The organism is Pedobacter sp., assembly GCF_035317785.1.
Taxonomy (GTDB): domain Bacteria; phylum Bacteroidota; class Bacteroidia; order Sphingobacteriales; family Sphingobacteriaceae; genus Pedobacter.
The window spans coordinates 1-13,231 of the sequence record NZ_DATHGC010000257.1 but is presented as its reverse complement, the minus strand read 5'-3'; the positions used below and the strand labels follow the sequence as shown (position 1 = coordinate 13,231).

7 protein-coding genes are annotated in these 13,231 nt (G+C 42.0%); 1 reads left to right on the top strand and 6 read right to left on the bottom strand.

Features of this window, described 5'->3' with window-relative positions; all coding sequences use genetic code 11:
* Positions 1-405: 405 nt before the first annotated feature.
* Positions 406-555: a hypothetical protein gene (locus tag VK541_RS16035; RefSeq protein ID WP_324371331.1), complete on the bottom strand. Its 150-nt coding sequence runs from the start codon at positions 553-555 to the stop codon at positions 406-408.
* A 200-nt stretch (positions 556-755) separates the two neighbouring features.
* Here VK541_RS16035 and VK541_RS16030 point away from each other — a divergent pair, with 200 nt between their 5' ends.
* The gene (locus VK541_RS16030) at positions 756-1,481 is read left to right on the top strand and encodes a hypothetical protein (protein ID WP_324371330.1); all 726 of its coding nucleotides are present in this window, start codon (positions 756-758) and stop codon (positions 1,479-1,481) included.
* Positions 1,482-1,527: 46 nt separating this feature from the next.
* On the opposite strand, the gene VK541_RS16025 is transcribed toward VK541_RS16030, so the two are convergent.
* The 5 genes from VK541_RS16025 to VK541_RS16005 all read right to left on the bottom strand — a co-directional run.
* Positions 1,528-1,689 carry a hypothetical protein gene (locus VK541_RS16025; RefSeq protein WP_324371329.1) on the bottom strand — a complete coding sequence of 54 codons (162 nt, stop codon included), beginning with the start codon at positions 1,687-1,689 and terminating at the stop codon, positions 1,528-1,530.
* A gap of 333 nt (positions 1,690-2,022) precedes the next feature.
* Positions 2,023-2,634, bottom strand: a complete 612-nt coding sequence (locus tag VK541_RS16020) for a hypothetical protein (protein WP_324371328.1) — start codon at positions 2,632-2,634, stop codon at positions 2,023-2,025.
* A 52-nt stretch (positions 2,635-2,686) separates the two neighbouring features.
* On the bottom strand, positions 2,687-3,193 hold the full coding sequence (locus VK541_RS16015; RefSeq protein WP_324371327.1) for a papain-like cysteine protease family protein: 507 nt from the start codon (positions 3,191-3,193) through the stop codon (positions 2,687-2,689).
* Between the two features lie 19 nt (positions 3,194-3,212).
* Positions 3,213-8,345 (bottom strand): hypothetical protein, encoded by a 5,133-nt coding sequence (locus tag VK541_RS16010; protein ID WP_324371326.1) that lies wholly within the window; start codon positions 8,343-8,345, stop codon positions 3,213-3,215.
* A gap of 4 nt (positions 8,346-8,349) precedes the next feature.
* A partial coding sequence (locus tag VK541_RS16005; protein WP_324371324.1) for a hypothetical protein occupies positions 8,350-13,231 on the bottom strand: 4,882 nt, incomplete at its 5' end.

The window sequence follows — 13,231 nt, the reverse complement described above, 5'->3', positions numbered from 1 at the left end:
ATTACCAAAATCCCCCAAATCAGGAATAAACGTCAAATAATCCTGCAGCAGCTTCTCCGTATTCTTATTGTGCGCATTGCTGAGCACAGTCTTTAACCCCAGCACCTGCAAGTCAAAATACGGATCGAAGTGATGTGCCATAGAAGGGAGCTTCCCGTCGACCCGCCGTTGTGATGGATCACCAGGTCCCAGAAGTCCTTGCGCTGCTTAGATAAACCATTTCTTTGTGGCGGTTTGATCAGCTTGTTTGGAATATCAGGGACATTAGGATTGTGCTTTTGAAGATATAGACTCATGTGCCAATAGCAAAAGGATTTTAAGATGCCACTGTTTTGAGAGGTAAGCAATCCATTTTGGATTGATGGTTTACTTCACTTCTAAAATTAAAATAACTAGCTGCAGAAATTAGGCGTTGTTCTTCTTCAATTTGAGGCGATCATTAACCTTCAGGTTTTGAACCTGTTTTTTCATTTCCTCTAAGGAAATCGTGGACTTTTTTGAGTTGGCTTGTGCTGCGATCTTGTCCATTTCCGATAACGATACCCTGTAGTTCATGTTTAATATCCTTCATTAACGATTTGATATACAAATATCGAATTTTAATATTTAACCGAGTATGACTAAAACATTGTTTCAGTCTGGGCTAAGCAAGAGATCTCTCATACTTCGAAGACAGGGATTTATAGAAACTATTTTAGCGTGATAGCTGGATAAAATAAATTTTAGTAAATTGTTTTAATGTTATCCCGGTAGGAATGAAGTTAAGTTTGTCACTCAAAATTCAAGTTGCCCTGATGTTCATTTGCATTAGCTGCACCATGGCGCAAAACACCAAACAGGTACGCGGTGCGATTGTTCAGGACGGCACAAAAGCCAGGATAGAGCAGGTAGAAATTCGCAATTATCGCAGCGGCCAGTTGACCTACTCCGATAAACTTGGCTTGTTTGAGCTAACGTGTAAAATTGGCGACACGCTCCAAATAGAAAGAATTGGATATCAGTCCCAAAAAACTGCTGTTCAGAATTTTTCGGACTTATTGATTCGTCTCAGACCCACAAATCAACTTAAAGAAGTTGCAATTACTGGTAAACTTGCTTCACAACACTACAGCGAGATCAGCAAGGCTTATAGCAAAGAAAAGGGGATATTCTATAATGGAAAGCCACCACTAGCACTTCTGATCCCTCTTGGTGGACATCCGATAACCTTTTTTTATGAACTTTTCGGAAAGGACGGGCGCAGAGTAAGACGTCTAAACCAGCTCACCGCACAAGCTGCCAAGGCAGAAGAGATTGACAGGTATTTTAATGATGGAATCATTCGGCAGACAGTGCCGATAGACAGCGCCAAACTAGAAGACTTCAAGCTAAAATATACTCCTAAAATAGACAATCTGAGGAAATGGTCAGATTATGACCGGGCAAACTATATAAGAGCTTCATTCGAGGAATTTGAGAAAAAGAACCAGGAAAAGCCATAAACGTAAATATTCTGAATTCTTAGACAGCAACTTGGATGAATGATGATCAATAGGGAAATACCGCTTTGGCATTTGCGGAAAAGAAAGCCGTGTCATTGAACTTAACCGATCCCAGGGTTTGTTCTATAGCTTTGGCGGCCTTAATTCTGTCGTCATGAAGGATCACAGCACCAACGTTTGTCTTAAAAGCAACTTCCCCAACTTCCAATTCATTGATATAATCAAAGATTGTAGGTTCAATTACCTCTATGGGATAGCCTTAGAATTCTTTAGGAAGTATATCCGCACCTTCTAAATGTAGTTTTTTCTGTTTTCTTTTCGGCAATTTTTATGACAATAGCGGGTTGATTTGTTATCCAGCCATCTTCGAACTTATATCCCATTCTAACATCAATAAGGTTGTCTCTCCTCATAACTAGTTCCGTGCTTTATCGAGAATTTCTTTTTCATTTTTTTTCATATTATTTGCTTGTCGTTAAAGGTTTTCGGGGATTTATTTAGTGGGCGCAAACACTTGCAGAAATTACTTTTTTTAAATGACCTAGCGATTCATTCCTTTTCCGATTAGATAAGATCCGGATGATATTCCCATCAATACAAATGCGTTTGTTTCAAAATTAATATAGTTCATCAGTGTGAAAACATTTTTTTTTGTGACCAGATCTATACCAGATTTTGTATAACTAAAGAAAAAAACCACATAGATCACCACATAAATGAATGTAAAAATCAGATTTTGCAATCTTTCCACAGGCATATCGTTATCATTGCCAGTCAGCAGGTCGATCCAGAATCCTTTCGATGTTTTTTCTGACTTTAGTGTTATTGCAGGTAGGCCTTTTAACGCATGTTCCCGTTTTCTATTTTCGCTTATCTGACTTAACAGGCCCGATGTTGCGGTAACGCCCATTGAAACTCCAAGAAGTATCAGCGAGGTTTGATTGATCGTTGCGTTCGCAGGGAAATGATTACCCCAATGAAGAGCAAAAATGGGGCAGATCACTGTGGTCCATACCCAAAGCTGAAATTTTGATAAACTATAAGGCGATGTTGAAGAATCTTGTTCCCTCAAAATGTTGGTTTTAAATCCTATATACAACGAAAGCAGGAAAATGATTATAGCCGTGACGACGGAAATGGTTTGTATAGTCATGATTGAAGTCTTATATGTTAAATTACTTAATATTATGAATGGGTTTTGTTAACTACTGCGGATAGTGTATGATTTGTAATGGCCAGCTCGCTGAACCTTCGTACAGCGTTAAAAAAGTAGTAAATTTTATGGTGTGTGATAACCCGTCTGCCGGATCAATGTAGGTGACGTTGGTATTGGCAGGCGTACCATCGCCTTTCATACCGGTTATAACCAGGGCATGTATTGTTCCTGTAGGAGGATCAGCATCAACAGTTATGGAGAGCGGTCCATACTTTTCTAGTAGGTCATACCAAGCAGGTATGCCCGGGTTCAAGCCCTTTATAACAGTTAAGGCAGCTGCCTGGTATAAATTTTCTTCCTCACTGGCCGAAATACCTCTGGTTGCCGAATCAGCAAAGGTGGTTTTATAAGGCTCGCCATATAGATTTATTACATCCTGAATGGAAATGGAAAGTTGATTTTTCCATGAATAGAGCATAGTGAGTGCAGTGGCCCAGCAAGCCCATTTTTTAGGTTGCTTTATGGGTTGAACAATGTGTGAGATTTCAAGTGGCATAATTGGTTTGTTTTATAAGTTAAATGATTTCAATTGACAGTCTTTTACTGATTAACGGAAGAGCCGCTTTTGGGTCATCCAGTACTTCGTTGAATTTCACTTCTTCATCCTTGTACTTTCCAAATAACATTTCCCACAGATTCTGGTCCGATCCTTTTGCCCTGACCCTGACAAGGATGACCCGTAGATAGCCCTGTTTGATTTGCTTCAAACCTAATCCATCAGTAGCGTCATTAAACATGAAATTGCCATCAACTTTGTCGTAGCGATAGGTTGCCCGGTAAACTTCGACAGGCTGACCACCCGCGTTATACATTCTTTCAGAAATTACAAGATATCTTTCCATTCTTTGTTCAGAGGACGATTCATTGTCAAGGGACTTGTCTTGTGCCTGACCCGCGGAAAAAATGGGAAATTCAAAGTTGCGGTTTACAGGCTCCAGGCGATCACCGTTCATTTTGAAATTTACATGCCCGAAATTTGCACTTTCTTTTCTCCAGGCAACCGGGACAAGGGAACTGATGTCAGGTAAAAACTGAACCCATTCCTTTGCGGTCCATTCACTTCTGAAATCATAATCATCAAATTCGCAGAGTTGTTTAAACATGTTTTTCCTGACAGCAATCTGGATCATGGCCCATGGACCCAGTTGTGTTTTGTCCGTGTCTACAAACCGATTAACATCGTTTATTTTCAAGATAAATGTTGAACCTATAAGTCTTGGTGTAGCGGTGGCAAGATCGAAAGTAAGTCCAGCGGGTCCATTCGGGGTGAATACCACTACCGGATTCTTCCTTTCCCATTCGTACTTTTCTTCATCGGGTCTCTCGATGTAGTATTCATCTGGATTTGAGCTTTGCCCGGCATATGTGGTGTCAGGACTCGCCTTATCAATCGACAAAGCGCCTGTCCCCTTACCGGAAAGTATAGGATCATGCCCAATATTGGGATAATATTCAACTACTCTTTCGTCACCATTTTGTTTTTCATGCCGCAGAAGGTCGATGCCCACTTCCAACTTCTCCGCCAGTCCTGCTTCGGAAAACCATCTGTCATTGAGCACAATCATCAGATCTGCACTTGCCACCGTGTCCGGTTTTCGACACTCATCTATTGATGCCGTAAGCGGGATGACGAAACGTATAACAGGCTTAGGCAGTTTATTTTTCCTGGTACTGAGTTTCACAAATCGTTTCCAGGTACTGACAATACCATCGACTGATAATCCAGATTTGACACTGCCCTCATAATCTCCACCTAATAATTCGTACCTGCCAAACAAATCGACAGAAAATCTGTAGTAAAGTGCTTTTTCATCAACGGCGCGGTTATCAGTAAAAATGGTTTGCCGGTTGAGAGTTTGGCCAGGTCTCACCGCTTTAAGGAAAGCAGTGTATTCCAATGCCGACAAATCTGGTCTGTCCGAGAACTCCCAAGCTTCCCAGTTCATTGCGTAGTTCGTTTTGCCTTCCACCGGATTGATATTTTCGGGAAACTCATCCAGCTCTTCGGTTTTTAAGCCACCTAACAGATTTTTGGACAACCTGCCACTCCAATACCACACCTGATGATTAGTTCTGACCCGGCTGTAATAAGAAAATTGGTATACGTCTTTTACCAGGTCGAGTACTATCTGCTGGTTAGCTGTCAAATCAGGTAACATCGATTGCCATAGGTGCAGAGGATCGATGGCAGTTTTAATTGCAGAAGGCTTGATCGCTGCTTCAAAGATCAGTTCAGCGGGGTGCGTCAGTAAAAACCCATCAGGCACACCCTCATGCCTGGTGTTTACAGTGACTTCATCTTTCATCCAGCTATGAAACCGGTCTGAGTCTTTTTTGAAATACTTTTCATCAACCAGGCAATGAATACTAATCTTTGCAACATGTCCGGGTGGTACGGAAACTATAAAATGCTGATCTCCACCAGTCGGGGCGTGAACAGTAATTTTGCTCACTGCGCTGTTGATATTTATTTTGACCAGCTCGTTTTTAACATTTTTGACGATTCCTTTTTCAGTTTTGGTTTCTTCCAGGTTAATTATGAAATAAGTATTTACCGACGTAGCGTCTGAAACACTGGGAAAGATCTCTTCTACGGCTATATAAAACCTGTTCTCCAATGCTGGGTCATGTAAAAACGCAATCGGTATACGATCTTTTGCAGGTTTACACCGATTGGCGTAATCTGCGGCAAATACCTGATTCTGGAAATCCAACCCACTCTGGTGGTTTGCCAATTTATCACCCAGCCACGCGTACCAGTTCCATAAATTAGTTAGTGGTTTTCCCAATTCTAACTCAATTTTTTCCTGATAATCGCTTAATAAATAAATTTGGTGGTCATTCCCTCTATCCGCCGATATTCTGCTTGTGTGATAGTCCTGTTGACCAGGTGCGGAGATCAATTCAGCTGCCAGAAGATTGAGGCCGGCAGGAACAGCCACTAGCTGCTTCCTATTATTTTGAGATATCCTTGTGGAGACTTTTGAAAAAGGAACCCTTCTAAGATGTTGATAAGGTTTAGCCTTATCAATCTTGTTGTTTCCGATCACAGGCTTGATCCAGTTGTTCTGGAGTTCATTTTCACCCCTGAGAACACGCGGCAATACGCCGCTATTTAGGGCGACGAAACCGGCAAACAAATAATTGTATCCGTACCATAATGCGTATGCCGGCGGAATTTTTCTGCCTTCTTCACCTTCGATGTCTTGCTCAAACAAGTAACTAAAGGTATGTTCTGCATCATAGTCAGCAGGATTGTCGTCCCCGTCATTAAAAGAATCGCCTCCGGCAATCAAAGATAAGCGCTCATTGTCCAGTGATAAGTAAGTATTTCTTATATTTTCTGCGTCTGAAGCAGGAAGGAAAGCTGGTAGCAGGTAGTCGTTGTCAAAGTGAACGGGATCTTTTTCTTTGCTGTTGATGTTGATCCGGGTCCAATTCAGCGCTTTCCATTCCACCATATCATAATTTTTCTGTCCAATGTCTTTTTCGCGCTTTATCAGTAGCAGGTGGCCTGCAATTTCATCGCTCAAGTCATCCCCCGACTCCATATCGTCAACTTTGATCAGTACTTTTGGGGGAACATCGGTAGGTCGCTTCAATAAGGAATCAATCTCCCGATCGAGTGCCTTCGAGTACGCATGATCATCATCTCCATATATACTCAGGATAAAATCTAAAAAAGTACTAGCCGGTGGTATTTCGAATATGGGTACAGATGGATGCCAGCTAAAGCCGCCTACCGTAGAAAATTTCTCTAATTGCAATGTCGTTAATTCGGGAATTAGCTTATCCTGACTAGGATAGGCACGTTTGTCTGCATATGGCAGCAAATAATAACCGATAAGTTTAGTTCTTATCGCAGGTGCAGTGGAATCATTAAACTGTCTGGCTATCACATCCTGGTTGTCGTTGGAAAGCTGGTATCTAACAATTCCCTCAATAAATAGATTGCCCGGGTTGTAATATGCAAAAAAATTGTCTGATGTCTGCTTGAATACACTTTTTGCTGATTCGAGAATATACTCGTTTTCTTTTGCAAATTTTTCAGGAGTATAATCCTGAGGAGGCACTCTTTCAGAAATTGCCGTTGCTATAGCCTCATTTACAATTACAGCGATCTGAATTTTAAATAAGCTCTTTTTAGCATTGACCATTGACACTCTTTTATTGTAAAGCTCCCAGTCCTTATCAGTATAGCTTTCCTTTATGTCCGGAATGTTATTTGATACCATTTCTTCCCAGCAGTTTAGCCAGTCCAGTATAGATTTTTCGTCTTTTAAACCAGGGCCATTTTCAATTAATTCAAGATGAGTTTCAATTAGTTGTAGTTCTTCGCTTTTAAAGAATTCGCGCCATGCCTTGTAGTCAACTTTATTGCAGCGATCAATAACGTCAGCAATCAACTTTTCTCTGCCAATGACAATGTCCAGGCGCTGTTCCTTCAGTTCGCTGATAAACTGATTGATTAATCCTTTGGAAAGATCTGGATGCTCTTCGTCTTTGTTTGTTAACTCAATGCCATTCAAAAGAATTTCAGTGGTAACTTTATTGGAAGAATGACCCAGGCTGTAAGGATCCCGCAATAAAGATAACAACATTTGATTTGTATTGTCGAACCAGGACGCATCCTCTATTTTGGTTAATAACCTAAGATTACTCAGCAGGTACTGCTGGAATAGCCCTGGAATATCGAAGACATGATTAACCGTTTGCAAAAGTTTTTGCTGAAAAACTTCCCTGTTAAAAAGTTCATCTGAATCGTTTACTTCGATATTGGTATGACCCAGGAAATCTCCCGCATCATCCCGTATTTCGATCATCCGGGCGCTTTGCTCAGCCGGATGCCTGGGTTTTGGTACAGGAGTTATCGGGCAAAAAAGCTCCATGGGAAATACAGAATCATAAGTAATCACATATTTCTGATTAACCATGCCGCCGACCTGTGAATTTTTCCACCTGTTTTTACCAGCAATATCTTTGCAGATAGGGTAAGCAATGAAGGCGTCCGGATCTTCCTGTAGTTTTGGAACATCCGACAGGGTGGCGAAGAACGCCATGTTGTTAAAATAATTTAAAGGGGAAAGTTTTTGACCAAACTTGCAAATCCTGTTCATCAGAAAACCTGAATACCCCGCTTGCAATGGAATTTCATCAAGATTATCCTTATCCCCTTCAATGCTAAGCACAAGACTTGTATCCCTGGTTACCGCAGTAAAGCTCAATTTAATGTCCTGTTCGTTGAAACTAAGAGGAATAGCATCCTCATTTATCAATTTCTTATCCAATATAGATTCATAATAACTTTGTATCAGGTTCTTATCTAATTCAAAATTATCAGGTGAAATGTCGACTATCGGTATGTCTAATTCGGGAAGCCCAATTAATAGATCTGAATTTTTAAGCCACTGAATCCTGATGTGAGTCGGCTGCTGGTCTTGCCACCACCATGGATAAAAACAGGTTTTGAAATCCTCTTTAGAGGGAAAATTAGGGAGAGGAGTGTCAACCTCCCATGCTGTTCCGGCTATATTTAGCGTAACTTCAACATTCCAGGGTATATAATCAGGGTCTCCCGGAATTTCCGGAAAGTTCGATTTTAATTTTGTGCCTGTCAGCATTGACGGATCTATGATTACCTGTAACATACTCTTAGCTTAACGTGTTTGATATTTTTTGAGCGACTTGAATAGCGCTTTTTCCCTGAATTTCTCTTTTATTGTCCTGGTCACCGGCAAAGACTTTTTGATAATCTTTATTTACGGAAACAGTAAGACACCAGCAGACCTTGATGGTAAGTTTTACCCTGCCAGTTCCGACCAGTTGTGCCCCGGTATAGGTGGCTGCCAACCTTAATCCTAAATAAACATTTACCAAACCAAGAATGTCTACCTGGCCAATAATCTGTATGAAAATAGTAATATATATCCTTGATTCAGTGGAAGGGAGTTTATTATACTCACCTTCGAAGCCCATGCAGATCAATACACTGCCATTCATCCAGCCTAAAGTGATGGCAAAACCAACGCTGGCGTGTACACTCATCACAAAATTTACAGCCAGACCCTCTTCAGGTTTGAAAACAATAGCAGAATTGACATAGCCCCCGCCGCCCAAGATGAATGCGGTGAAATTAAACGGTGCTTCCTGTTTGCCAAGATAAAAGCCCAGACCGGTCATGAAACCAAATTTTCGAAGCTGCGTGTCCCAGAACTGAAGAAGAAAATGCCCTCCAAAAGAGAGATTTGTCATTGCTGTTGTTCCTCCGCCAACATTCATAGGTCCAATATCCAATCTGGCCTGAACGCCAATAGGAATACTTCTGCCAGTTAGCGCTGCATTTATTTCTTCTCCCTTTACTTCCAGTAAACCCATACTGAAAGATCCCCCGCCTTCACCTCCAGATTCCTCGTCACTTTCTCCGGCTCCCCCCTGTGGAGGAATCGTCTTACTGGCATCGGTCAGTACTTTCAGTAAGCCCGGCATTTCCATTCGCGATGGATCAAGGTCAAAACTCATCCTGTCATTCTCAAAAATTGCTTTGGCATCCTTGAAAATCATGATTGGAGTATTGGCAATGTTGGTTTCCCAGTCGCCTGCCAGCAGACCAGAACTTTCTTTTTTCGTGTTGCCTTCCCTATCCATCTGCATTCGGAACTTTGCTGTAAATTTTCCTTTGTTAAGTTTTACGTTGATCGGTCCGATGTTGAGGATGGATTGCGGCGCCCCGAGCTGAAAGTCGATCTCGGCATTCACCCAGGCGTAGAGATTTTGTTTGTCGAAACCCTGCGTGACCTTTATTTTATCACGCAAGTCATTGGGCATCTTAAAGTTTGGAAATAACTTATCCAGACGCATCGCACCAATATCCGACAGCACATCCGAAAAATTAAATTTGTTCATTAAGGATTTGCCATAATCCTCAATATTCTCAACCCATTCCGGCTTGGGAGGTAATAAGCCTTCAAAAACGTTGGTCACCGGCAGGCGAAGTCCCAACGCATCAAGGTCATTGCCAAATTGTTTAACCCTTGATATACAAGGTGTAATTGACAATCGCTCCTGAATCTCTTTTGGATTTATATTTACCAGCATGGAAACCGTTTTTCGGTTCAAGCCCATGCCTGGAGCCGTGAATTCATTCCAGACGGTCCGGTAATTGAAAAGCACCTGTTTGCCACTATTGATAACCCCGTCTAAAGAGGACGAGGCCTGGTCAGCAAGCCTGATCTTTTCAGATATTTGGCCAGTAAGTTTTCCGAACTCCTGGTTGAGACGGTTGGCCAGTTCAGTAGACTTTTCAAGGATTTCTTTTGTTGGTGCGTTTGCCCCAAGCGCGTCATTTAATGCTGTATAGGCATCAAATGATTGCAGCCATCTTTCTACATCGGCGGAATTTTCGAATTTAGCTGCGTTGTCTAAAATATCTCCGAACAAAACGTCCTTAATTTCCTTACGGATGATTTCCAGCCTTTCGTCAATTGCCAGCAGGATCTTGTGTACAGTAACAGGCACAAGGGGAGAGGGGAGGTTGTCGTCATACAAAATTCCTTCGAACAGTTTCGTGATCTGACCATGAGGCTGATTTGTATCGCCAAATAATTCTTTGTCGACACTGGAGATCACTTCTTCGATTTTCTCCTTAGTCAAGGCAACGTTGCTATTCCATTCGTTCTCAAATCGTTTAATGAAAACCTCTACCTGAAGCTTAATTTCGACTTCCACCGCCTCTACTTTGGAACGAATGGATTTAAGTTCTGCATCTATTGCCTGATACTGGGCTGTTTCAAATGAAACAATTGCGTCTATCAGTTCGTTAAAATCTGCTTTATATGCGTCAGCCGTTGAATTGAAATGAGTTGTATAGTCTTCTAATTTTAGTCTTAAAGTGTCAATTTGTGTTTGCTGATCTATTTCCGTTGTTAATTTGTCAGAAAGATCTTTAATTTTTTGGATTTCGTTTATTAACGTATCATTCAATAACTGCAATTCGCCAGGCAGTTTTATTTCTTTGAGTTTGTTGACCGCATTATCAGATTGATCCGATATTGATTTCGTAATATTCTTGGCTCTTGTTTTGGCTGCGTCAACATCTGACCCCAAGTCATCAATTAATTTTTTAAGATCTTCAAATTCCTTCTTTATTGCCTGATCTGCTTTCTCAAACGGTTCCCGAAGCCGAGATTCGTATTTACTGACCGCGAACTGGAGTTTGGTATGGATTTCTTTGAAGGATTCTATGCCATAATCAATGGCAAAAGGTATCTGTGTGAGTCTTTCTTTGTATTTGTTTAAAGCTACAAGAACGTTATCTTTATAATTCCCTCCCTGTTTGATTAATTCAGCGGCTTCCTTTCTAAAGATGTTTGCCTGTTCAAGATAAGTGGCCCGTGTTCTGTTCAGTAAGCCTGATGCAGATTCTACTGCTTGCTTCCAGAGAAACTTTGTGGTTGGATTCTTTAACTTTTGATCTCCGCTTTCATAGATCTCTAAAAACAGGCCAAAATTATAGGCAGGAGTACTTCCCATCTCCTTTATTTTCTTCGATAGGGAAGTCCCGTTTACTTGCTGAGCGAAAAAATTGGATATTTCTTCTTTGACAGTATTGATGTCTTTTATTTCGCTGAACTTACCATTGTAAATATCATTGATCAAAGACCCGGGGCTATCCGCCAGCAGGTCTGTCAGCACATTTCCTGGAGCGGGTTTGGCTCCAACCGGTGTTCTCATCATCATCACCGCTTTCAGTTTTCCAGATATGCCACTCTTGGAATTATACCTGTTGGCCACACCTGCAGGCAGCTCACTGCTGTCTATCCTTAAAGTATATCGTTCAAAACCAGGAGACACGTCCAACACATCGGGCATGATCAGTTCCATACCTTTTCCTGATGAAGGATCTAGTGCTGGCGACAAGTGCTTTTCTCTGGGTAACTGATGATCGGTATAATCCACGTATTTTACAGCGGGCCATTTTGTCGTATCTGCAGTAAGCTCAATAGGTTCCTTCCCACCGATGTCTACAAGCGCCCTGGTGTCAGTATAGAATCTCAGGTTTTCCGGCTCAGAAAGACTCACAGTCAAGGAAGCCAGGTTTGAATCAGCTGGTGGCATCAATTCAAAAACGACCTGCGGTTTAGGAAACAATTTTGGATCAGCATCGGGATGCCACAATTGAATTTCCCACCCAAACTCCTTTACTTCCCCACCTATCTTTAAGGAAACATCTCTTCCCCAACCGCTCCTTACCGGTATAATGACCGATTTAAACTGACACGATTTAATACAACCTGGCGCTTCATCACTCTGTTCGTCGAAATCAGGATACCTTTTTAATGGCTCCAGTATTTCAATATACTCCCTTACTTTTCTTACGACCGGACGGCCCAGTAACTTAGGCTGTTCCAAAAAATATGGAGAAGGGACAACCGTCCGTTCATATTCGATAACGTGTTTCGCCTTATGCCATAATACGCCGATTCTTCCTATTCGCTCAACAGCATAGAAGTGAGCGCGACCCATTCCGGTAGTGGATTTAATAACGGTTTTGTCACCGGCAAATCTTGCAGTTTGTTTGCCCCAGGCTCCCACAGAAGAGAAAGCCGGTGCCTGCAATTCCGCGGAAGAAGAGCCTCCCTTAAAAGTTTCACGCCAAAATTCCTTGTAAATCGCTTTTGACTCAAATCCGTAATGAAAACCGCCTGCCAGGCCATCAGGATCATGAGCCAGTTTCATGCGCATTTCCGGATCAGACAGATCCTCAGGTTTTATATCATCATATTCTACAACGGCATCTTCTTTAGTAGACAGCGGATATTTTAGGCTGGCACCTATCCTTTCGTACCTCAACAGCTCCCTGGCCAGGTCGGCAGTGTCAGCGTGTGAAGCCAGGAGTTGCCGCAAAGCTTCATTTTGTTGATATTCATCTTTCTGCGCTGGCCCCGGTGTTCTTCTCAATTCGATCAGACGCTTGGCGGAATCACTTATTTCCTTCAATATTGCGTCGGTTGCTGTACTAAAACGTACGTTAAGTTTTTCAAGTTCACTTACCGGAAGATTCTTTATCCTGAAGCCAATGCGCGGCATATACTTTAGGTTTTGGGTGAACCTGGCGTTACCAAAAGCATTGTCACCCGATGGCTCGAGTATCGCTATCCTCGATTTCCATGCGCGGTAAAACTGCAAGTATCTGTTCCAATCCTTTGAAAACGTTGCCACCTGTTCCACTGTAGGGTTCCAAAACAGGCTATTGGCAGCTGGAACAGGTATTTCCCCAAGCTTTGAAGCGAGTTCTGCGATATTTGTTCCCTCTGGATTCAGATTACCAGTTAATCCATAAAGCATCTCAAACTGCGATTCCAACAGCGGAACGCCGGGTTGCTCACTTCCTGGCTGACCCCATATATGGTGAAGATTCTGGGGGAGAGATACATAGCGCCGATCCAGCTTTTCATGTGCAACTCTAAGGATTGCGGGCGCACCAAACCGGAACTCCGCCGGTACATCCTCCGAAGGCTCTCCTTTTATCATTTCA